This is a genomic window from Rhizobium sp. A37_96 (genome assembly GCF_053521765.1).
The window spans coordinates 1-20,581 of the sequence record NZ_JBNWDS010000013.1 but is presented as its reverse complement, the minus strand read 5'-3'; the positions used below and the strand labels follow the sequence as shown (position 1 = coordinate 20,581).

Annotated in this window: 20 protein-coding genes and 1 tRNA gene; 10 read left to right on the top strand and 11 right to left on the bottom strand. The window is 62.1% G+C overall.

From position 1 onward, the window contains the following. Positions 1–25: 25 nt before the first annotated feature. Positions 26–115, bottom strand: a tRNA-Ser gene (locus tag ACQZ6J_RS25390). A 607-nt stretch (positions 116–722) separates the two neighbouring features. Between ACQZ6J_RS25390 and ACQZ6J_RS25385 the strand changes: the two genes are divergently transcribed. After that, positions 723–1,319, top strand: a complete 597-nt coding sequence (locus ACQZ6J_RS25385) for a DNA-3-methyladenine glycosylase (protein ID WP_449086159.1) — start codon at positions 723–725, stop codon at positions 1,317–1,319. A gap of 145 nt (positions 1,320–1,464) precedes the next feature. Here the strand turns inward: ACQZ6J_RS25385 and ACQZ6J_RS25380 are convergent, their stop codons facing one another. The 4 genes from ACQZ6J_RS25380 to ACQZ6J_RS25365 form a co-directional block, all read right to left on the bottom strand. Further along, positions 1,465–3,009 carry a DHA2 family efflux MFS transporter permease subunit gene (locus ACQZ6J_RS25380; protein ID WP_449086158.1) on the bottom strand — a complete coding sequence of 515 codons (1,545 nt, stop codon included), beginning with the start codon at positions 3,007–3,009 and terminating at the stop codon, positions 1,465–1,467. Continuing rightward, positions 3,002–4,228 carry an HlyD family secretion protein gene (locus ACQZ6J_RS25375; protein WP_449086157.1) on the bottom strand — a complete coding sequence of 409 codons (1,227 nt, stop codon included), beginning with the start codon at positions 4,226–4,228 and terminating at the stop codon, positions 3,002–3,004. The genes ACQZ6J_RS25380 and ACQZ6J_RS25375 overlap by 8 nt, the downstream gene beginning before the upstream one ends. Beyond that, positions 4,221–4,685 (bottom strand): MarR family winged helix-turn-helix transcriptional regulator, encoded by a 465-nt coding sequence (locus tag ACQZ6J_RS25370; protein WP_163985763.1) that lies wholly within the window; start codon positions 4,683–4,685, stop codon positions 4,221–4,223. Before ACQZ6J_RS25370 ends, ACQZ6J_RS25375 begins: the two co-directional genes overlap by 8 nt. A 307-nt stretch (positions 4,686–4,992) precedes the next feature. Continuing rightward, complete coding sequence (locus ACQZ6J_RS25365; protein ID WP_163985762.1) at positions 4,993–5,277, bottom strand: hypothetical protein; 285 nt, start codon at positions 5,275–5,277, stop codon at positions 4,993–4,995. Between the two features lie 180 nt (positions 5,278–5,457). On the opposite strand from ACQZ6J_RS25365, the gene ACQZ6J_RS25360 reads away from it, so the two are divergent. The 5 genes from ACQZ6J_RS25360 to ACQZ6J_RS25340 are packed head-to-tail and all read left to right on the top strand — an operon-like array spanning position 5,458 to position 10,946. Then, positions 5,458–7,350 carry a peptidylprolyl isomerase gene (locus ACQZ6J_RS25360; protein WP_163985761.1) on the top strand — a complete coding sequence of 631 codons (1,893 nt, stop codon included), beginning with the start codon at positions 5,458–5,460 and terminating at the stop codon, positions 7,348–7,350. Between the two features lie 25 nt (positions 7,351–7,375). Then, the gene (trpD, locus tag ACQZ6J_RS25355; RefSeq protein ID WP_163985760.1) at positions 7,376–8,398 is read left to right on the top strand and encodes an anthranilate phosphoribosyltransferase; all 1,023 of its coding nucleotides are present in this window, start codon (positions 7,376–7,378) and stop codon (positions 8,396–8,398) included. 6 nt (positions 8,399–8,404) lie between these two features. Further along, a complete protein-coding gene (gene trpC / locus ACQZ6J_RS25350) occupies positions 8,405–9,220 on the top strand; it encodes an indole-3-glycerol phosphate synthase TrpC (protein WP_449086156.1) in 816 nt (271 codons plus the stop codon). A 1-nt stretch (position 9,221) separates the two neighbouring features. Next, a complete protein-coding gene (moaC, locus tag ACQZ6J_RS25345) occupies positions 9,222–9,716 on the top strand; it encodes a cyclic pyranopterin monophosphate synthase MoaC (protein WP_449086155.1) in 495 nt (164 codons plus the stop codon). 3 nt (positions 9,717–9,719) lie between these two features. Further along, on the top strand, positions 9,720–10,946 hold the full coding sequence (locus ACQZ6J_RS25340; protein ID WP_449086154.1) for a molybdopterin molybdotransferase MoeA: 1,227 nt from the start codon (positions 9,720–9,722) through the stop codon (positions 10,944–10,946). A gap of 176 nt (positions 10,947–11,122) precedes the next feature. On the opposite strand, the gene gnd is transcribed toward ACQZ6J_RS25340, so the two are convergent. Continuing rightward, positions 11,123–12,148, bottom strand: a complete 1,026-nt coding sequence (gene gnd, locus ACQZ6J_RS25335; protein WP_163985756.1) for a phosphogluconate dehydrogenase (NAD(+)-dependent, decarboxylating) — start codon at positions 12,146–12,148, stop codon at positions 11,123–11,125. A gap of 306 nt (positions 12,149–12,454) precedes the next feature. On the opposite strand from gnd, the gene tehA reads away from it, so the two are divergent. Both tehA and ACQZ6J_RS25325 read left to right on the top strand, forming a co-directional pair. After that, positions 12,455–13,456, top strand: coding sequence for a dicarboxylate transporter/tellurite-resistance protein TehA (tehA, locus tag ACQZ6J_RS25330; RefSeq protein WP_449086153.1), 1,002 nt, complete (start codon positions 12,455–12,457; stop codon positions 13,454–13,456). Between the two features lie 30 nt (positions 13,457–13,486). Then, positions 13,487–13,858, top strand: a complete 372-nt coding sequence (locus ACQZ6J_RS25325; protein ID WP_163985754.1) for a VOC family protein — start codon at positions 13,487–13,489, stop codon at positions 13,856–13,858. A gap of 43 nt (positions 13,859–13,901) precedes the next feature. Here ACQZ6J_RS25325 and ACQZ6J_RS25320 read toward each other — a convergent pair whose 3' ends face one another. Beyond that, the gene (locus ACQZ6J_RS25320) at positions 13,902–15,035 is read right to left on the bottom strand and encodes a citrate synthase (RefSeq protein WP_449086152.1); all 1,134 of its coding nucleotides are present in this window, start codon (positions 15,033–15,035) and stop codon (positions 13,902–13,904) included. A gap of 84 nt (positions 15,036–15,119) precedes the next feature. Between ACQZ6J_RS25320 and ACQZ6J_RS25315 the strand changes: the two genes are divergently transcribed. Next, complete coding sequence (locus ACQZ6J_RS25315; protein WP_449086151.1) at positions 15,120–16,208, top strand: citrate synthase/methylcitrate synthase; 1,089 nt, start codon at positions 15,120–15,122, stop codon at positions 16,206–16,208. A gap of 26 nt (positions 16,209–16,234) precedes the next feature. On the opposite strand, the gene ACQZ6J_RS25310 is transcribed toward ACQZ6J_RS25315, so the two are convergent. Beyond that, positions 16,235–17,110, bottom strand: a complete 876-nt coding sequence (locus tag ACQZ6J_RS25310; RefSeq protein ID WP_449086296.1) for a LysR family transcriptional regulator — start codon at positions 17,108–17,110, stop codon at positions 16,235–16,237. A gap of 101 nt (positions 17,111–17,211) precedes the next feature. Between ACQZ6J_RS25310 and ACQZ6J_RS25305 the strand changes: the two genes are divergently transcribed. Continuing rightward, positions 17,212–17,811: a LysE family translocator gene (locus tag ACQZ6J_RS25305; RefSeq protein ID WP_449086150.1), complete on the top strand. Its 600-nt coding sequence runs from the start codon at positions 17,212–17,214 to the stop codon at positions 17,809–17,811. 30 nt (positions 17,812–17,841) lie between these two features. Here ACQZ6J_RS25305 and ACQZ6J_RS25300 read toward each other — a convergent pair whose 3' ends face one another. The 3 genes from ACQZ6J_RS25300 to ACQZ6J_RS25290 all read right to left on the bottom strand — a co-directional run. Beyond that, complete coding sequence (locus tag ACQZ6J_RS25300; RefSeq protein WP_449086149.1) at positions 17,842–19,698, bottom strand: CHASE2 domain-containing protein; 1,857 nt, start codon at positions 19,696–19,698, stop codon at positions 17,842–17,844. A gap of 13 nt (positions 19,699–19,711) precedes the next feature. Beyond that, positions 19,712–20,245, bottom strand: coding sequence for a FecR domain-containing protein (locus tag ACQZ6J_RS25295; protein ID WP_449086148.1), 534 nt, complete (start codon positions 20,243–20,245; stop codon positions 19,712–19,714). Positions 20,246–20,331: 86 nt separating this feature from the next. Next, positions 20,332–20,581 (bottom strand): HoxN/HupN/NixA family nickel/cobalt transporter (locus ACQZ6J_RS25290; RefSeq protein WP_449086147.1); only part of this gene is annotated, 250 nt, incomplete at its 5' end.

The window sequence follows — 20,581 nt, the reverse complement described above, 5'->3', positions numbered from 1 at the left end:
AGGGCAAAAGGTTGAGAAAGGCTACTGGCGGAAGAGGTGGGATTCGAACCCACGGTACGGTTTCCCGCACGCCGGTTTTCAAGACCGGTTCCTTAAACCACTCGGACACTCTTCCAAGTAACTGAAAAGGCTGAAAAATCTACATTCGTTGATTTTTCGGGACCGGTTGTGGCCACCGATTTTACCCAATCACTCGACGGCTGGCTTTTTAGCAGCTTTGGTCGCCGCGTCAACTCGTTCTGCGGCGTTCCCTCGCATTCCTGGCATCCGATGGACATGGAGATTGAGGGCATCGAAGGATGGTGGCAATCCGCGCGGTGCGGCACGGTCAAACCGATGGAAATAAGGTGACCCGGCAGATTGGAAGCGGCCGGATCACCTTCGCCAGGTCAGGGGTCAAATCTGACTGAAGCACCCTAGTAATAAGATAAGCTTAGTTTTTGTCAATTATGAACCTGTGACGCGCTCGAAGTCTTTTCCGAAGGTCAAAGTGGGTGGTAGCAAGGCCCCGATTTATTGCGGCGTTACCCACCATCGATCTTCCGACAAGGCGGAGGGCGCTATTCTTCGGATACCGAAGCTCGATCTGTGAAATCAATAGGCCCAGGCTGTTGACGTGATGTGAATTCGCGGCGGCTATGATCTATATGAAGGACTTTCCAAAGTGTCGGGCCTTTGTGTGAAAGGTTCGGCGTGAACCCTCCCGGATATCGCGTTCACCCATGACATCTGACGACCCTCCCCTGTCTCTCGGCGCCTCACCCATGGCCGGCCCTGCCCTTGTAGCCTTCTTCGATCGCGATGCCGTGACCGTCGCTTCCGATCTGATCGGCACACGGCTGATGGTGGCAGGCGCCGGCGGCCGCATCGTCGAGACGGAGGCCTATCGGCCGGACGACGCGGCGTCCCACGCCTATCGCGGACCGACGCCGCGCAACGCCGCCATGTTCGGACCGGCCGGGCATGTCTACATCTATCGGTCCTACGGCATTCACTGGTGCCTGAATTTCGTCTGCGCGAATGCAAGCGCCGTGCTTATCCGGGCGCTGGAGCCGGAACATGGCATAGAGGAAATGACCCGGCGGCGGGGCCTTGCCGATATCGTCTCGCTTTGCAACGGGCCGGGCAAGCTTTCGCAGGCGCTGGCTATCGACATAAGCCTCAATGGCCGTGCCCTGGACGCCGCGCCGTTTGCCATTTCCCGGGCCGAACCGGTCGCGATCGTGGCAGGCAAGCGCATCGGCATCACGAAGAACATCGATCCGCTCTGGCGATTCGGGGCTGCCGGCTCGCGTTTCGTCAGCCGCCGCTTTCCCTAAAAAATGTCGCGCGAAATGAGGGCGGTGAAGCGCAGGACGTGAAGCGGAAAGATCGCGATGCGTGTCCGTCGAACAAACAAAGAGACCGCCGGGGTGGCGCCCGGCGGCCATTGAGCCACGCAGTGAAACTGGAAAGGCTGCGCGGCTATTCCATGGCAACGCTGTGGTCGACCGCCGGCGGAGCTTTCGGCTTGCGCAGGAGCATCAGCAGCGGCATGGCGAAGATCGACATCAGCATCAGCAGCTTGAAGTCGTCCATATAGGCGATGATGGTCGCCTGCGTTGTAATCACGCCGTCGAGCGTGGCCCGGCCGACCGCCGTCATCGGACTGACGCCCTGTGCGGCCGTCATGTCGAAATAACGGTTGAACGGCGTCACGTAGGCGGCGATGTTGGCGTGGTTGACCTGCGTGTTCTCCGTGATCAACATCGAAACGACCGAGATGCCGACGCTGGAGCCGATATTGCGCGAGAGGTTGTAGAGGCCCGTCCCCTCGCCGCGCATCTGTGCCGGCAGCGTCGCAAAGGCGATCGTCGTCAGCGGCACGAAGAGGAAGCCAAGGCCAGCACCCTGGACGAAGCCGACGGAGATCAGCGTCCATTGCGAGACGTCGGGCGTCCAGCCGGTCATGTCGTACATCGCCCATGCCGTCAGCGCGAGGCCGATGAACAGCAGCCAGCGCGTATCCACCTTGCCGATCAGGCGCCCCACAAGGAACATGCAGAACATGGTGCCGAGGCCGCGCGGCCCCATGACGATGCCTGCGGTCACCACCGGATAGCCCATCAGCGTCTGCAGGTAGGGCGTCATCAGTGCCAGCGACGCCAGGTAGGTCACGCCGACGATGAAGATGAACAATATGCTCACGGCAAAGTTCTGGTCGAGGAAGAGCCTTGGATTGACGAAACTTCGCTCGGCCGTGAACATATGCACGATGAAGAGATAGAAGGCGCAGACGCAGACGAGCGCCTCGACGATGATTTCGCTCGAATAGAACCAGTCCAGCTGTTCGCCGCGATCAAGGAAGAGCTGCAGCGCCGCAATGGCGATCGAGAGCATGCCGAAGCCGAACCAGTCGAGCTTGGCGAGCGCATCGAGCTTCGTTTCCGTCACGTAGACGACGATGCCGAAGAAGGCGAGCGCGCCGATCGGCACGTTGATGTAGAACACCCAGCGCCAGCTGATATTGTCGGTGAGCCAGCCACCGATCACTGGCCCCAGCACCGGACCGACCATGACCGAGACGCCGAACAGCGCCATCGCGCGGCCGCGCTCCTCGACATTGTAGATATCGAGCAGAATGCCCTGCGACAGCGGGACGAGCGAGGCGCCGAACAGGCCCTGCAGCAGGCGGAAGCCGACGATCTGCACGAGCGATTCCGACAGCCCGCACAGAACGGAAGCGACGACGAATCCGGCGATCGCGACCAGCAGCACGCGCTTGCGGCCGAACTTCGCCGACAGGAAGCCGGAGGGCGGCGTCATGATCGCCGCCGCGACGATATAGGACGTCAGGACCCAATTGATCTGGTCGGCGCTGGCGGAAACGTCGCCCTGGATGTGTGGCAGCGCGACGTTGGCGATGGTGGTGTCCAACGCCTGCATGATCACGGACAGGATGACGCAGGCGGTGATCGCACCACGATTGGCGATAGGCGCCGACGGCGAAGCGGAGGTAGCGTTACTCATGGTCCTGACCGCGGGAATGGCCCAGCAGGTTTGTAATGAAGTCCGGCAGGCCGCGGGCGTGGCCAGTGTCGACACCAGCGACGACGCTCATCCCCATGCGCAAGGGAGGCTTGCCTTCCATGTCGTCGATGTTGATGATCATCGGTATGCGCTGGACGACCTTGACCCAGTTGCCGGTGGTATTCTGTGCCGGCAGGAGCGAGAAGCTGGAGCCGGATGCGGGCGAGATGCTTGCGACCGTGCCTTTCCAGGTCATGTTCGGATAGGCGTCGACCGAGATATCGACCTTCTGGCCAGGCCGCACATAGGTAAGCTCGGTTTCCTTCGGGCTTGCGTTGATCCACATATGAGTGGTGGAAACCAGCGAAAAGCCCGGCTGCGAAGCCGTCAGATAAGCGCCGACCTGCAGCGAGGGAACATTGGCGGTAATGCCGTCGAATGGTGCCTTGACGACCGTGTCGTCAAGCTCGCGCTGGGCATTGTCGACCGCAGCCTTGGCTTGCAAGTAGAGCGGGTTCTGTTCGGGCGGCAGATCGGCAGTGCCGTCCCCACCCAACTGAGCGAGCGTGGCGGCGGCCTGTGCCTGTGCGACGGAAACCTTCTGCTGGGCGGCTTCGAGATTGTGCTTGGCTTCGTCGTACGCCGCCTTGGAAGCGACGGAGCTGTTGATCAGGTTCTGCTGGCGTTCGAGTTCCGTCTGGTAATAGGGAATATCGGCCTGCGCCTGGGCGATTTCGGCCAGCGCTTGCTTATAGCTCGCCTGCAGGTTCAGGATCTGGTTCCTCGCGTTGCCGAGCTGCGCCTTCGCGCCGTCGAGTGCGATCTGGAACGAATCGGGCTTCAGCCGAAAGAGCGCCTGCCCTTTCTTCACGACTTCGTTTTCATGCACGTCGACCGAGATCACCGTGCCGGAAACATCCGTCGAGACGCCGACCATGTCGGCCTGGATATAGGCGTTGTCCGTCGACATGATCTGCCCGCCGGTGACGTAGTAGTAGCCGCCGATGACGAGGGAGACCGGAAGCAGCGCAAAAAGGACCGATCGGGTCAGATTGCGGCGCTTGCGCGGCGTCTCGGGAGGCGCGACTGGCGTTGCTGCGGCGGCCGCTGAAGATTGTGGCGCCGGGGTGGAGGATGGGGCCTCGGCGACAGTTACTTGATCTTGTTCGGAAGAGTTTGCGTTCGCAGGTACGCGAAGCGGAGAGGAAGCGTCAGCCATGTTGTATCTCTTTATCGACTGCCTTCGAACGGCAGGCGCTAAGCAGGTTTGATTTCATAAGGGTAAGCAATGCGTAGAGGTGCTCGTTGTCCTCCTGGGAGGTTCCTTCGAGCGCTTCCTTGCGTGTCTGGTCGCCGATGTTGCGCATCGTATCCATCAGAGGCCGGGCTTCTTCACGCATGTAGAGAAGCCAGCTTCGCCGATCGCTCGGATGCTGCCGGCGCTCCACCAGGCCGCGGTCGCTCAGCTTGTCGAGGATACGAACCAGGGTGATCGGCTCGATTTCCAGAATTTCCGCCAAGCCGGCCTGATGGATGCCTTCGTTGTTTGCGAGATAGGCGAGCGTTTGCCACTGCGAGCGCGTCAGGCCCAAATCTTTCGCACGCTGCTCGAACCGCTTTCGAAGCAGCCGGGCAACGTCATGGAGGAGAAAACCAAGGGTGGGTGTCGAACTCATTGTATGAGAAGCCTGCTATTCATAAGCAACCTTATAATTGTTGTTACCTATAGTAAGCGCCCATGTGATACAAGAGGGGAGACGATCAACAAATAGCGATAGTCGAAGATGTCGCAGGCGGTGTCGTAAAGATGTCGCAGTGGCCTGGGGATGCGGCGTGCGGCGCACGGGAAAGAACGCAAGCCGGCGTTTTCCTAGCGTCCGCCAATCGAAAAAGGCGCGAACGAATCGTCCGCGCCTTTTCGGTAGTCTTGCAAGATGGATGGATAGGTAGGGCTCGCTCGCCCTTTGGGAGTTCGCGGTGAAGCTAGCGCCGACTCAGAAGGCCAATGAGATAACCGATGCCGGCTGCGGCCGCGACCATGAAGATCGGCTCCTCGCGAACTCTCTCGCGCAACTGCTCCGTGATCTCCTGGGCCTCCTCGGCGACGACGGATTTAGCTCCCTGCCCCAAGGCGGCCATGCTCTGCGACAGCCTGGAAAGATCTTCGCGCAACGCGGCCACCTGTGCGGCCAGGTCCTCCATTGCCGTTTCGGTCTGTGCTCGCGCAGAAGAAGATTGGGCGGAAGCTGATTTCGTCGTCTCTGCCATCGTGTGCTCCTTTTGTTTTCTATACGTCAGAACGCCCGCGTCGGTCAAAGGTTCCGAAGCGCTCGCTTGCCCTCCGGTGATTTCCCGACTGGCTCTTCAATTCCGGTTCGGATTGTTCTAAGGAACTCCGATTGTTTCGCCTGCGGGCGGAGACGTGTTGATGACGAGGTTTGCTTTCCGATGTTCGACGTGCTGAGAAAAATCGCCCAGACCTGGGTTGCCAAGGGTTTGTTGCTTCTTCTTGCTGCAGCCTTTGGCGTATGGGGCGTAGAGCGGTCCCTCATCACCGGCGGCAGCAGCAATACCGTCGTGACGGTTGGCGATCAGCACATCGATACCAACGAATTCCGTCTGGCCTATCGCCGTCAGATTCAGGCGATCAGCCAGCAATTGCGCATGCAGATCACCCCAGAGCAGGCGCGTGCCTTCGGCATCGGCCAGCAGACGGTGGCGCAGCTGGTCGCGGGCGCCTCGCTCGATCAGCTTGCCGCCGACATGAATCTCGGCCTTTCCCAGGATCGCCTTGCCAAGCTGATCGGTGACGATCCGGCCTTCAAGGCAGCGAACGGCTCTTTTGACCGGCAGAAATTCGATCTGCTGCTGCGCAACAGCAACATATTGCCCGACGACTACATCAAGGAGCGCAGCAAGGTCGCGATCCGAGGCCAGATCGTCGAGGCGGTCTCCAACGGCTTTGCCGCCCCGCAGGTTTTGGTCGATGCCGTCAAGCAATATCACGACGAGACCCGCAGCATCGACTATCTGCTGCTCACCAATGCCAACATCGATCCCGTCAAGGCCCCGGCCGACGATGTACTGCAGAAGTGGTTCGATGGCGTGAAGTCGAAATATCGCGCTCCGGAATATCGCAAGTTCGCCTATGTCAAATTGCAGGCCGAGGATCTCGCCGATCCCGCGAGCGTGTCCGACGACGAAGTGCGCGCCCAGTTCGACAAGCGCAAGGACAGCTTCACGACGCCGGCAACGCGCACCATCGAGCAGCTGACCTTTGCGAACAAGGATCTCGCAAACGCCGCCGCCGATGCGCTGAAGACCGGCACGACTTTCGACCAGCTCGTTTCCGACCAGGGCAAGAAGCCGTCCGACGTGCTGCTCGGCACCTTCGCCAAGGATCAGGTTCCGGACAAGACCGTTGCCGACGCCGCCTTCGCCGTTACCAAGGAAGGTGGCACGAGCCCGGTCGTCGATGGCTCGTTCGGCCCGGTCATCCTGCGCGTGACCAACGTGAAGGCTGAAACGGCAAAGAATTTCGACGAGGTCAAGGAAGACATCCGCAAGCAGGTTGCCCTCAGCAACGCCGCGAACGAAATCACCAGCGTCCACGACAAGTTCGAGGATCTGCGCGGCTCGGGCGTCTCGCTGCAGGACGCCGCGGCACAGCTCAAGCTGAAGCTCGTCACCGTCGATGCGGTCGATGCGAACGGCCTCGACCAGAACGGCAATGAGATCAAGGATCTGCCCGCCCGCCAGCAGTTGCTTCCGGAGGTCTTCAAGGCAGATCAGGGCGGCAATCCCGCTCCTCTGACGGTCGGCAATGACGGCTACGTTTGGTTCGACATCACGAACGTCACCCCCGATCATGACCGCCCGCTCTCCGAAGTGCGCGAAAAGGCCGTCGCCGACTGGACCGCCGAACAGCAGAAGATCGCGCTTGCCGCCAAGGCGGCAGAGCTGAAGCAGGATGCGCAGAAGGGCAAGTCTCTTGCCGATATCGCCGCACCGCTCGGTATCGCCGTCGAAAGCAAGACCGGCATCATGCGCTCGACCGACGATCCGGTTCTGGGTCGTGGCGGCATTGCCGCCACCTTCTCCGGCCCGGTCGATGCCGTCGCCAATGCCGTCGGCGCGGATGATACGACGCAGATTCTGCTCAAGGTCACCGATGTCAACGACAACCCGACCACCGATGCCCTGAACAACGACGATCAGCAGGTTGCACAGATCGCCAATGCCGCCGGCGACGACATCCTCGACCAGATGGTCGGCCAGCTGCAGTCCAAATACACCGTCACGGTCAATCAGAGCCTCGCCGAACAGGCGATGTCGCGCTAGGCCCGCTCGGGAGGATGGATAATCAATGGCAGATTTGAAGCCTTTCCTCGCCAAGGTCGCCAATCGTGAGGCCCTGACGAGGGACGAAGCCCGACAGGCCTTCGAAATCCTGATGTCTGGCGAAGCGACTCCGTCGCAGATCGGCGCGTTCCTGATGGCTTTGCGCGTGCGCGGCGAAACGGTCGACGAAATCGTCGGCGCCGTGACCACGATGCGCGCCAAGATGCTGCCGGTTAAGGCCCCGGCCGATGCCATCGATATCGTCGGCACAGGCGGCGACGGTGTCGGCACCTACAACATTTCGACGCTGGCGGCGTTCATCGTTGCCGGCGCCGGCGTACCGGTCGCCAAGCACGGCAACCGTGCCCAGAGCTCCAAGGCCGGCACCGCCGACACGCAATCCGTACTGGGCATCAAGCTTGACATCGGGCCGGAGACGATCGCCCGCTGCATTCGCGAGGCCGGCATCGGCTTCATGTTCGCGCAGCTGCATCATTCCTCCATGCGTCATGTCGGCCCCTCGCGCGTCGAGCTCGGTACGCGGACGATCTTCAATCTCCTCGGCCCGCTTTCGAACCCCGCAGGCGCGCGCCGTCAGTTGTTGGGCGTCTTCGCGCCGCAATGGGTGTTGCCTCTGGCCGAAGTGCTGAAGGATCTGAATGCTGAGAGCGTCTGGGTCGTGCACGGCGACGGTCTGGACGAGATCACCACCACCGGCACGACCTCTGTCGCAGCGCTGGAAAACGGCAAGATCCGCACCTTCGAACTGACGCCTGCCGATTTCGGCTTGAAGCATGCCGACCTTGCCGACCTCAAGGGCGGCGACGGCGTTGCCAATGCCGCCGCACTCCGCGGCGTGCTTGGCGGCGCGAAAAATGCCTATCGCGACATCGCTCTCGCCAATGCGGCCGCCTCTCTGGTCATTGCCGGCAAGGCCGAAACGCTCCATGATGGCATGAAGCTCGCCGCACATTCGCTCGATAGCGGCGCTACCGCCGTTGCGTTGGAAAAGCTCATTGCCGTTTCCAACGAGGAAGGACAGGACTAGGGCGCCATGACCGATATCCTCAGAAAGATCGAGGCCTACAAGCGCGAGGAGATCGCCGCCGCCAAGGCCAAGGTTTCCCTGGCCGATCTGAAAGCGATGCAGGCCGGGCAATCCGCACCGCGCGGTTTTCACAAGGCGTTGCTCGCCAGGAAGGATGCCGGCGTCTTCGGTCTGATTGCCGAGATCAAGAAGGCAAGTCCGTCCAAGGGCCTGATCCGTCCCGATTTCGACCCGCCTGCTCTTGCCAAGGCTTACGAGGCCGGCGGAGCGGCCTGCCTTTCGGTGCTGACCGACGCGCCGAGCTTCCAGGGCGCTCCGGAATTCCTGACCGCTGCCCGCGCCGCCTGCTCGCTGCCGGCATTGCGCAAGGATTTCATGTTCGATACGTACCAGGTGCAGGAAGCCCGCGCCTGGGGCGCCGATTGCATCCTGCTCATCATGGCGTCGCTTTCCGACGATGACGCCACGCGTCTCCAGGACGAAGCCTTCGGCCTCGGCATGGATGTACTGGTCGAGGTTCACGATGCCGAGGAGATGGAGCGCGCGCTAAAACTGTCTTCGCCGCTGATCGGCATCAACAACCGCAACCTGCGCACCTTCGAGGTCAGCCTCACGGTCAGCGAAAACCTGGCGCCCATGGTGCCGGAAGGCCGGCTGCTGGTCGGCGAAAGCGGTGTCTTCACCCATGCCGATTGCAAGCGCCTCGAAGCCGCGGGCATCTCCACCTTCCTCGTCGGCGAAAGCCTGATGCGCAAGGATGACGTGACCACCGCGACGCGGCTGTTGCTCAACGGCGAAGCCGGCATTCTGGCGGCCGAGTGAAATGACCACGCCGAAGGCCGGTCTTACGCATATCGACGCTTCGGGCGAAGCGCATATGGTCGATGTCGGCGACAAGGCCGAGACGGCGCGCAGCGCCACGGCCACGGGCTACGTCAGGATGAAGCCGGAGACATTGGCGCTCATCCGCGAGGGCAATGCCAAGAAGGGCGATGTCATCGGCACGGCGCGCCTCGCCGGTATCATGGCCGCAAAGCAGACCAGCAATCTCATTCCGCTTTGCCATCCGCTCATGCTGACGAAGATTGCCGTCGATATCGACGAGGATGCCGCCCTGCCCGGCCTGCGCGTAACGGCGACGGCAAAACTGACCGGTCGCACCGGCGTCGAGATGGAAGCGCTGACGGCGGTGTCCGTCGCCTGCTTGACCATCTACGACATGGCCAAGGCCGCCGACCGGATGATGGAAATCGGCGGCATTACGCTATTGGAGAAATCTGGCGGCAAATCAGGAGATTTCCGCCATCCGGGGGCCTGATACATGAGCCTATTGCCCGTTGCCGAAGCGCAGGCACGCCTGCTGGACAGCGCTTCGCCTATCCATCGCTTTGAGAGCGTTCCGCTCGATATGGCGGAAGGCCGCGTCCTGGCCAGGGATCTGACCGCCCGCTTGACCCAACCGCCCTTCGACGCCTCGGCGATGGATGGCTACGCGCTGCGCTTCGAAGACGCGGCAACGCCGGGCGCGGAACTGCAGGTCATCGGCGCATCCGCCGCCGGTCATGCCTTCGAAGGAAGCATCGGCAAGGGCGAAGCGGTGCGCATCTTCACCGGAGCGCCCGTTCCGGCCGGTGCCGATTCGGTACTGCTGCAGGAAGATGCGGAGCGGCTGGAAGGCGATCGCATCCGCCCGACCTACCCCTTGCGGAAAGGCCAGCACATCCGTCCGCGCGGCCAGGACTTCCTGCAGGATGAAGTCGTGCTTCCCGCCGGCACGGTGATGGACTTTTCGCGGCTCACCGTTGCCGCGGCCATGAACCATCCCGCGCTGGATGTCTACCGCCGGCCGCTCGTTGCTATTCTGGCGACCGGTGACGAACTTGTGTCGCCGGGCAATGAGCCCGGGCCGTCGCAGATCATTGCGTCGAACACCTTCGGCATCGGCGCATTGGCGCGCAATGCCGGAGCTCACATCCTCGATCTCGGCATCGTTCCCGACAACAACGACGAAATTACCGCCGCCATCGGTCGCGCGCAGGTGGCGAAGGCCGATGTCATCGTCACCCTCGGCGGCGCATCGGTCGGCGACCATGATCTGGTGCAGGCGACGATGATCGCGGCCGGAATGGAACTGGATTTCTGGCGCATCGCCATGCGTCCCGGCAAGCCGCTGATGGTCGGCAGTCTCGGCGACATGCATGTTCTTGGCCTTCCCGGGAACCCCGCCTCCAGCCTCGTTTGCGGCCTGCTCTTTCTCGAGCCGTTGATTCGAAAGCTGGCATCCCTGCCGCCGGTCAGGCGCGAAGGGGTTGTACGGGCCGCCGTGCCCCTTGCCGCGAACGACCAGCGACAGGATTACATGCGCGCGATGCTGAAGAAGGACGATGACGGCGGCTGGCTCGCCGAACCCTTCCCCAAGCAGGATTCCTCGATGATGAAGGTCTTCTCGCGCTCCGACTGCCTCATCGTGCGGCCGCCGCATGCACCCGAGCTTGAGCCCGGAGCTCCCTGCCCGGTCGTTTTCCTGCGGCCTGATCTGCTCGGCTAGAGCGTTTCCAGGAAAAGTACACAGCGGTTTTCCGTCCGGAATTGCGAGACGGCGAACAGACGGATCGCGGGTTGGAGGGGTGTACTCCACCATTAGGTCGGCCCGACTTTAGCGGGCAAGCAAAAGCCGGGAGGTTTGACCCACCCGGCTCATGGTTCATCCAATCGACGGATCGATTACTTGACTGGCTTCTCGTGATGGCCGCCGAAGCCGGCGCGCATGGCGGAGAGAACCTTGTTGGCGTAGTCGTCGTTGCCGCGCGAGGCGAAACGGCCGTAAAGCGCCGCGCTGAGCACCGGCGTCGGCACTCCTTCATCGATGGCTGCCGAGATCGTCCAGCGGCCCTCGCCGGAGTCCGAAACGCGGCCGGCATACTGCGAAAGCGCCGCATCGCCATGCAAAGCGTCGGCGGTAAGGTCGAGCAGCCACGAGGTGATGACGCTGCCGCGACGCCAGACTTCGCTGATTTCGGCGATGTCGAGATCGTACTGATAATATTGCGGGTGGGAGAGCGGCGCGGTTTCGGCATCCTTCTCCGTGCTCTGCTTGCCGATATTGGCATGACGCAGAACGTTCAGACCTTCGGCATAGGCTGCCATCAGGCCGTATTCGATACCGTTATGGACCATCTTGACGAAGTGGCCGGCACCGGACGGACCGCAATGCAGGTAGCCCTGCTCTGCCGTGCTGTTCCTGGCGGCTTCTTCGGAGCGCATCGCCGACGGCGCTACATCACCAACGCCAGGAGCAAGCGTTGCGAAGATAGGCGAGAGATGTTCGACCGTTTCCTTTTCGCCGCCGATCATCAGGCAATAACCGCGCTCGAGGCCGAAAACGCCGCCGCTGGTGCCGACGTCGACATAGTGAATGCCCTTCGGCTTCAGCTCTTCGGCGCGACGAATGTCGTCATGATAATAGGAGTTGCCGCCATCGATGACGATGTCACCTTCTTCCAGCAGCGGAACGATCGTTGCCAGTTCCTGATCGACGATCGCGGCCGGCAGCATCAGCCAAACGACACGCGGCTTTGCGAGCTTCGAGACGAAATCTGCGAGTGACTTGCTGCCGGTGGCGCCAAGCTGCTCGAGCCCCGCAATACTTTCCGGGCGCGCATCGAAAACAACAGCAGTGTGACCGCCCTTCATCAGGCGCTGCACCATGTTGTTGCCCATACGGCCGAGGCCAATCATTCCGATTTGCATGTGTCAGTCTCCTAGGACGGTTTTAATCGTTTTGAATACTCCATAAAGACATTTCGCAATATTTTCCAATGAACAAATGACGGGCGAGCTATGCACGAGCCTGACAGCGAAGAAAAATTCGCGCGCTCACGCATCTGTGATAGCGCTGGCCGAAGCCTTGCGCTTTTCGCCATGATCGCGCTTTGCCCACTCCGAGGAAAGCTGTATTTTGCGCTCCTGTTTGCATTGACAGATTTAGCGCCGATCCCGGCTTCTTTGCACAATTCTCTTTAGGCCGGCGCTCGCTTGGAGCGTCAAAGGAGGCATATGGCTGCGTCTCTGAAACTGCCGCTGGTTCCGGCTTCATTTTTCGGCATGGTCCTGGGGCTTTCGGGTCTAGCCAACGCCTGGCGCGTCGGTGCGCGCATCTGGCAATTGCCGGCTGCCGTCGGCGAGGTGCTGACATTCGTTTCGCTTGCAGTCTGGCTGGCGCTGATCGTGCTCTACGGTTTGAAATGGATGGTGGCGCGCGATGAAGCCCTCAAGGAAGTCGCTCACCCCGTCCAATGCTGCTTCATCGGCTTGGTCGGGGTGGCAACCATGCTGGTTGCCGCAGGGCTCCTACCCTATTCGCGCATCGGCGCCGAAACCATTTTCCTGGTCGGCGCCGTCTACACTCTGGCATTCTCCGTCTGGCGCACCGGAGGTCTTTGGCAAGGCGAACGCGATATCGCGGCGACGACCGCCGTGCTGTATCTGCCAAGCGTCGCCGGCAGCTTCGTCACGGCCATCGTCGGCGCGGCTCTCGGCTTCCCCGAATGGGCTCTGCTTTTCTTCGGTGCCGGCTTTTTCGCCTGGCTCGCCATCGAATCGGCATTGCTGCACCGCCTGCTGACGGGGCCGGCGCTGGCGCCACCGCTGAGGCCGACGCTGGGAATTCAACTGGCTCCGCCGGCCGTCGGCGCCCTCGCCTATATCAGCGTAACGCAGGGGCCTCCGGACGTGTTGGTCCACGCAATGATCGGCTACGGCCTGCTGCAGGTGCTGATCATGCTTCGCCTTCTGCCCTGGATCGCAAAGGAAGGCTTCACCCCGGCCTATTGGGCCTTCACCTTCGGCGCGACGGCATTGGCGACCGCTCCCATGCGGTTGGTCGAACGCGGTGACGCCGGGCCCGTCACGCAGCTCGCGCCCATCCTCTTCGTCGCGGCGAATGTCGTCGTCGGTTTGGTCGCTCTCGCAACGATCTGGCTGATTGCCAATCGCAAGCTCGTCATCGGCTGGGTCGCCCTCGCGGACCATGATGCCGGCGCGGTTGGGCGGGGTTGACCAAGCAGAGTCTACGGTTCGGAGGACGACGTGCTCGATCATGTGACAATCGGCGTTCGCAGCCTGGAACGATCGAAGATCTTTTACGATGCGATATTGCGTCCTCTTGGCATAGCTCGTCTTTATGCGGAGGGCGAAACCTTTGCGGGCTATGGCGTCGGGAGGAAGGCTTTCTTCTGGATCGGTCAGCGCGATGTTCTGCAAACAGGCGCGCATATCGCCTTTACGGCCGAGAGCAGGAAATTTGTTGACGAATTCCATCGAGCCGCCATTCTCGCCGGCGGCACCGACAACGGCGCTCCCGGGCTTCGCCCTCATTATCACCCCGACTATTACGGCGCCTTCATTCTCGATCCCGATGGACACAATATTGAGGCAGTTTGTCACCTATCGGTGAGTTAGGTGAAGACCTCGCATTCCCTATGAAATCAAATCTGAAATCAAATCACCGCACAGGCGGGCCGACATAGCGCGCACGCGGTCGAATGAGCCTGCCGCTCGTCGCCTGCTCCATGGCATGCGCAAGCCAGCCCACCGTCCGCGCCAACGCAAAGATAATCAGCGGTGCATCCTCTGGAAGATGATAGGCATGCGTCATCGCCGTCAATGCAAAGTCAACATTGACGCGTTCGCCGACTAGCCGCTCGCCGACATCGCGAACCTCGGCAAATAGCGGAGGCAGGGTGAAGCAGCCCAGCAACGCCTCGGCGCGGATATCGACGTCCGGGTAAAGCTGATGGCCGAAGGCCGGCAATGGCCTCCCCTCCGCCAGATAGCTGCGGACCGCCTCATCTACCCCGGTCACGGCCGCCCGCGCGATCAGCGAGCGCGCGCTCTGCCATGCGCCGCCGTGCAGCGGACCCGTCAGCGTGGAAAGGCCGGACAGGGTGGCGGCGGATAAAGTCGCGCCGGCGGAGGCCGTAATCCGCGCCGTGAAAGTTGAGGCATTCAGCTCGTGATCGGCGAGCAATACGAGGCTGCGGCGTATCAGATCTCCCGCATCGGGACGGCCCCAGGCTGCTGCAAGACGTTGATGCAGTGGTTGATCCCATGCGCCAGGGGCCAATGCCCCGGCGACGGTGCCGAACACGCTTTCGGCTTCGTTCTGCAAGGCCGGAAGCGAGCGCCCGAGTGACGGCAGGTCGTGCATTATGCGCCCGGCAAGGACGGAGAAAGCGGCATTCAGGGACGGAAGCTCCTGCCGCTTCTCGCTTTGCTCGAACCTTAGTGGCCGCTTCATGTCCCAGAGCAGCAGCGCGACATCCTCCAGTTTTGCGCTCTCCGCCAGCGTTGCCGCATCCATGCCGCGATAGAAAAGCCTGCCGTTCGAAACCGTCGATAGCGCCGATGGCAGGACGGGATCGCCCCATTGAATGGCCTCGGCGGCCACCGCCTCCGTCTTGCGCCGACCGGCATTGCGGGTGGCGAGCCGCTTGACGTCATCGGCGAAATAAAGGCTGCGCCGGCTATCCGCGGGATCGGGTTTTGCCCGTATGCGTCCGCGACTGACATTGGCGTAAAGCGTCTGCGATTTCGTTCCCAGCAGGTTCAGCGCCTGCTCCGCCGTCAGCCAGCTCATCGTTCCTCATATTGATCAATAGCATCAAGATTGACGTCAATAAAAATAGGCCCGATCTAATCCCATAGTCAAAGGAGAACAATGATGAAAAGTGGTCTTGAAGATGTCATTGCCGCAGAAACCAAGCTATCCGATGTCGATGGCGCTGCCGGCCGTCTGATCATCCGCGGCGTATCGCTGGACGATCTGGTGGCAACCAGCCGCTTCGAGGATGTTGCCGCGCTGCTGCTGGATGGCCTGTTCGATGAGCATATCGATGCTGCCTCCATCCGCACCCGGCTCGGGACGGCCCGCGTCTCCCTCTTCGCGCATGTGAAGGCGGCAGATGCCGCCCTGCTCGCTCTGCCGCCGGTGGATGCCATGCGGGCGCTGCTGGCCCGTGTCGATGACGGCGACGACTTTGCCACGGCGATCCGCCTGATGGCGGCGTCTGCCGTCTTCCTGCCGGCCGTCCTGCGCTTGCAGAAGGGTGAGGCGCCCATCGCGCCGGATGCGTCGCTTTCCCAATCGGCCGATATCCTGCGCATGCTCACGGGCCGCATGCCGACAGTGGAGCAGACGGCAGGGCTCGATGCCTATCTGGTGACGATTTCCGACCATGGCCTCAATGCGTCGACATTCGCCTCGCGCGTCATCGCTTCGACGCATGCCGGCCTGACCTCCTCCGTGCTTGCGGCGATCAGCGCCCTCAAGGGGCCGCTGCATGGCGGCGCCCCCGGCCCGGTCCTCGATATGCTCGATGGCGTCGGCAAGCCTGAAAATGCTCGCGCCTGGCTATCGCAGGCGCTCGATCATGGCGAGCGGCTGATGGGCTTCGGTCATCGCATCTATCGCGTCCGCGATCCCCGCGCCGATGCCCTGAAGACGGCATTGAAGCCGATCTTTACGAGCGGACAGGCGGATGCCGGACGGATCGCCCTGGCGGAAGCCATCGAGGCGGCTGCACTGGCGCTGCTGAAGGAGCGCAAGCCGGATCGTCCCCTCGACGTCAATGTCGAATATTACACCGCGCTGCTGCTCGATGCGCTCGGCTTCCCGCGCAACGCCTTCACTGGCGTCTTTGCGATCGGCCGCACGGTCGGCTGGATCGCCCATGCCCGCGAGCAGACACTCGACGGGCGCCTGATCCGCCCGCAGTCGCGCTATGTCGGCCCGCTGCCGAAGGCGGCATAAGCCACGCTGTTGGAGCCGATGGAGGCTCACGCGGCCGCGGGTTGACGCGGCCGCATCATGCCTTCGCGGATATGGCGGGCAAGTTCCAGCGCCTGCGGCGTTGCCCCTCCCTTGGGCAAATGCAGGTTGATCGCAAAGATCGGCAGTTCGGGCAGGCCGTGCTCGACGGTGAGAATATCGAGATCGGCCGGAACGGTGGAGGCGAGCCACGCGGTAACGGCGAGATCGGTACGCACCGTCGCAGTGGTGGCCTCGATATTGCCGTTCTCGAAGACCGTCCGCCAGCGGAGCCCATCCTTGCTCAGCGCTGCAAAGACCGATGTCCGGAAGGCGCATGTATCGGCAACCATCGAGATCGGCAGCGGCACCTTTCGATGGGCATTCCCGGCCCTTGCCCCGACCCAGACAAGCCGCTCGACACCAAGGCATTCGCCTTGCGACACGCCGAATGGTTCTTCCACCACACACAGGTCGATGGTTCCCTTCCCGAGTTCCTCCAGCAGTTCCGGCGATGACGCGCAGGCCAGCGAAATCTCCACCTGAGGGTGGCGCTCGGCATAGGACTTCAGCACCGGCGCCAGTGTCGCGCCGACGAGATCGTAGGGAACGCCGAGCCGGACGCTGCCGCGAACGGTCCTTTCCTTCATGTCGTCCCAAATCTCGTCATTCAGCGTCAGCAAGCGGCGGGCATTGCCGAGCAGCCGCTCGCCTGCCTCTGTCAGCCGCAATCCACGTCTGTCTCGTTCAAACAAGGCGCAGCCGAGCATGTCTTCCAGCCGCTTGATCTGCTGGCTGACAGCGCCCTGGGTCATGTGCAGCATATTGGCGGCAACCGTCATGCTGCCTTGATCGGCAACGGCCGCGAACGTTCGGATAAGGGTGATGTCGAAGTTTCGATTCATGATCGGCATTATAACTGCTAATGCAATGATCCTTCAATATTCGTTTTATTGATGGTGCTTTGCTGATTATTCCTTTCTCCGAAAATGGAGAAAAGCCGGAAATGCCCATCCAATCCTTGCTGCCTGTGATCCTCTTCGTATTGGTTTCGACCATAACGCCCGGCGGCGCGACGACATTTGCGACCGCGTCCGGTGCGCATTTCGGTTTTCATCGGTCGATACCCCTCGTGGCCGGCTTTGCCTTCGGTTTGGGTTCCATGGCCTGCGCGGCAGCCGCTGGGCTTGGTGGCGTGTTGATGGCCCTGCCGACGCTGCAGATCGCCATGAAGGCTCTCGGCTCGATCTATCTGATCTGGCTTGCCGTCCGGATCGGCAGAAGCGGCCCGCCGCATGGCGCGAAAGACATGGTGAAGCCTACAGGTTTCATAGCCGGCGTCTGGATGCTCTGGTACAACCCCAAGGGCTGGGCCGTGACGATCACTGCTGCGGCGTCCTTCGCGGCGCTGGCGACCGGTCCCGTCAGCTTCGCAATGCTGCTCGGATTGACCTTTTGCCTTGTCGCCGCGTTCTCGCTCTCCGTCTGGTGCATGCTTGGACAAATGCTCGGGCGTTTGCTGAAAACGGCCTGGCAATGGCGCGTGGTCAATGTCGCCCTTACCTGCCTCCTCATGATTTCGATTGTTCCGATGTGGTATGATTGAAACCTCGCCGGTTGGAGGCTTTGCGCATCATCATCGGCTGCGCCACAGCCATATGGTCAAAGAGCCTGTACGACCGCGCACCGCGGTTTCGATCGGCCCCTCAAGACGTCCTTCCTTGAAAGGCGCGCTCGCACGGCCCGCCGCGAGCAGCAGGTCGTCGCTGATGGCGATATCCGCGCGATTGCCGGCGGCGACCTCCATCAGGCGGCTGGCAACGTTGACCGTGTCGCCGGTGGCCGTGATCTGCTGGCGGTCCCCCGCGCCGAGCCTGGAGGCAACGATGGTGCCGAAATGCGCGCCGATCTTGAAGCCGATGCGCGAGGCGACCCCCTGCGGCAGCGATGCGAGCCAGCCTCTCATCTGATCTGCCAGGCGAACGCAGCAATGGGCCGCATGGACGGGATCGTCCGGCGTCGGCTGTGGCAGGCCGAAAAGGATCATGGCGCCATCGCCCATGAAACTGGTGATGGCGCCGCCGCAAGCCGTGACCTCTTCGTCGACGAGATTGTAGAAGCCGTTCAGCAGCTCCCGCACGGCTGCCGGGCCGATGGCTTCGCTGAGGCCAGTGAAGCCGTTGATATCGATGAAAACGGCCGCCGCCGCCTGATGCACAGGCACGGCGAGAAAATCGGGATCGCGGGCCAGATATTCGGCAAGACCAGGAGCCTGGATGCGCTGCAAAAGCTCGCTCTGCTCGGCGAAGCGCGTGGCGCGCCTTCGGTCCAGCCAAAGTTGAGCAGCGCCAAACAGCAGCGCCGGCGGCACCGTCGCTGCAATCGGCAGGGCGGCGCTCAGCCAGATTCCCTGCTTGAAGGCGCTGACGTTGACCGCCAGCCATATCAGGATGACGCCGAGGACCATTATCAGCCCGATGGTGCTGCGTCGCCAGGAGAGAAGGCCGACCACGAGCAGCGGCAAGCCGACAGCAAAATAGAGGTCGATGAAGCGAACGATGCGGTCGCGCACGAGACCATCTCCGGCAATCAGATGCGTGATCGAGGTGGATATGACCTCGACGCCAGGCAGAACGGGATCGAAGGGCGTCGGAAAGACATCGCCGCCGCCGGTCACGGTCGCGCCGATGACGACGATATGATCCCTGATCGCGGTCTCCGGCAATTGCCCGTTCAGTGCCTCGCTGGCGCTGATGGTACGAATCGTGCCGCGCGGGCCATAGAACGAGAGCGGCATGAGATAGCCGGTATCCGTAAGGACGGAATGGTCGCCGATCTTGATGCGGTCCGAGATGACGGTTGTCTGCTCGCCGGTCGCGGCGGAAACGACGCGCAGCGAGAAGGACGGCGCGATCCGCTCGCCGCTGCGAAACAACATGGGCACGAAACGCGGCGTTCCCGTCTTGTCTGTCTGGACGTTGACGACGCCGTAGCTTGCCGCGTTTGCGAACCGCGGCTGCGGTTCGAGAAATTGCAGCGCGCTTGGCACGCGGGCGAGAGGTTCCTTGCTGTCGTCGGCGACACGCTGTCGGCTTTCGGGAAAGATGCCGGCTGCGGCCAGTACGACCTTGGTTCGCCTGAGCGATTGCTCCAGTGCTGCGTCGCCCGCTTCGTCGCCGGGATCGATGAGAAGCACGTCGAGCGCGACGGCCTTGGGGCCCAGCGCGCCGATCGCGTCGATGATCTTGGCGAGCGTGGCGCGGGGCAAGGGATAGCGTCCCGCCGCACGCGACGTCTCGTCGTCGATGGCGACGATCGTCACGAGATCGGGCGGTTGGCGATTGCCGCCGAGCGTATTGCGCAGGTTCGTAAGCGTCGCCTCCGCACCGTCGATGAAGGGGATATCACCGTGCAGATGCGCAACGCCGAGGCTTAACCCCCAGGCGGCTGTCAAGATAAGCGCAATCAGCGTCTGCAGCGATGGTCTGCGCATGGCTGTCCGGGTCTCACTGGCCGAGACGGGCCATCAAGGCGTTTATGCGCGCGCGTCTCCACTGGTTGACATGCAGCGGGGAGCGGCTGCGGTCGACATCGACGCCCTGCCCTTGCCCGAGCGTCACTCCCTGCCCGGTCGATACCTTGTTGACCGCAACCCGGCCGCGCAACACAAGCACGGATGTCCAGGCGCCCTTCACATCCACCGCCCACCGGGTGCCGCGAACCGCCGCGATTGCCTGTGGAGTCACCACTTCGAACCCGCCCCGAACACGGCTGCTGTCGATATCGACCATAGCGGCCTTGTTGTCGAGCACGATGGCATCCACCCGCCCGTCACGATTCCGGTCTGCCAGCCGATAGCGCGCACCGCGCTCGACGGTGATGCTGAGGCCAGGCTCGCAAGTCAGGGTCTGGCGCTCTGTGCTGACGGCCGGGCGCAGCGAGCAGTTCGCCGCGGTTTGCGCGGTTGCGGCATCAGCACCGACGATGGTCAGGATGGTCGCCGCCAGCGCCAGGCCGACAATATGGCTTGTGTGGATCATGATCGTGGCCCCTCATCGCGCATAACTGGAACGGCGGACGCCGATTTCCAGTCATGGCTTTCTCGATCCTTAGCCGCGATGATGCGTCATGAGCGGTTGATCTGCAAGCTGTCGTAGCCCTTGGCCTTGTAGAGCACGGTTGAAACCAGCCAGCTCATGAGAAAGATGCCGACGACTGCGAAGCCGAAATTGGCGAGATTGTCGTTCATCTCGCCGATGAAGCTCCAGAAGCCGCCCTCGAGGCCGAGCTTGTCGGAGATCAGTCCGAGCGCCTCGATGCCGCCGATGAAGATGGCGACGACGACGGACGCAGCGGTGATCGTCAGATTGTACCAG

Bases quoted from the DNA above. Each gene is read 5' to 3' on its own strand.
- ACQZ6J_RS25320 (WP_449086152.1), bottom strand. From the start codon at position 15,035: ATGAGCTGGCTGACGGCGGAGCAGGCGCTGAACCTGCTGGGAACGAAA.
- ACQZ6J_RS25300 (WP_449086149.1), bottom strand. From the start codon at position 19,698: ATGCGCAGACCATCGCTGCAGACGCTGATTGCGCTTATCTTGACAGCC.
- ACQZ6J_RS25370 (WP_163985763.1), bottom strand. From the start codon at position 4,685: ATGAGTTCGACACCCACCCTTGGTTTTCTCCTCCATGACGTTGCCCGG.
- ACQZ6J_RS25380 (WP_449086158.1), bottom strand. From the start codon at position 3,009: ATGAGTAACGCTACCTCCGCTTCGCCGTCGGCGCCTATCGCCAATCGT.
- trpD (WP_163985760.1), top strand. From the start codon at position 7,376: ATGGCAGATTTGAAGCCTTTCCTCGCCAAGGTCGCCAATCGTGAGGCC.
- ACQZ6J_RS25385 (WP_449086159.1), top strand. From the start codon at position 723: ATGACATCTGACGACCCTCCCCTGTCTCTCGGCGCCTCACCCATGGCC.
- tehA (WP_449086153.1), top strand. From the start codon at position 12,455: ATGGCTGCGTCTCTGAAACTGCCGCTGGTTCCGGCTTCATTTTTCGGC.
- ACQZ6J_RS25315 (WP_449086151.1), top strand. From the start codon at position 15,120: ATGAAAAGTGGTCTTGAAGATGTCATTGCCGCAGAAACCAAGCTATCC.
- trpC (WP_449086156.1), top strand. From the start codon at position 8,405: ATGACCGATATCCTCAGAAAGATCGAGGCCTACAAGCGCGAGGAGATC.
- ACQZ6J_RS25360 (WP_163985761.1), top strand. From the start codon at position 5,458: ATGTTCGACGTGCTGAGAAAAATCGCCCAGACCTGGGTTGCCAAGGGT.
- ACQZ6J_RS25310 (WP_449086296.1), bottom strand. From the start codon at position 17,110: ATGAATCGAAACTTCGACATCACCCTTATCCGAACGTTCGCGGCCGTT.
- ACQZ6J_RS25365 (WP_163985762.1), bottom strand. From the start codon at position 5,277: ATGGCAGAGACGACGAAATCAGCTTCCGCCCAATCTTCTTCTGCGCGA.
- ACQZ6J_RS25340 (WP_449086154.1), top strand. From the start codon at position 9,720: ATGAGCCTATTGCCCGTTGCCGAAGCGCAGGCACGCCTGCTGGACAGC.
- ACQZ6J_RS25375 (WP_449086157.1), bottom strand. From the start codon at position 4,228: ATGGCTGACGCTTCCTCTCCGCTTCGCGTACCTGCGAACGCAAACTCT.
- ACQZ6J_RS25295 (WP_449086148.1), bottom strand. From the start codon at position 20,245: ATGATCCACACAAGCCATATTGTCGGCCTGGCGCTGGCGGCGACCATC.
- gnd (WP_163985756.1), bottom strand. From the start codon at position 12,148: ATGCAAATCGGAATGATTGGCCTCGGCCGTATGGGCAACAACATGGTG.
- ACQZ6J_RS25305 (WP_449086150.1), top strand. From the start codon at position 17,212: ATGCCCATCCAATCCTTGCTGCCTGTGATCCTCTTCGTATTGGTTTCG.
- moaC (WP_449086155.1), top strand. From the start codon at position 9,222: ATGACCACGCCGAAGGCCGGTCTTACGCATATCGACGCTTCGGGCGAA.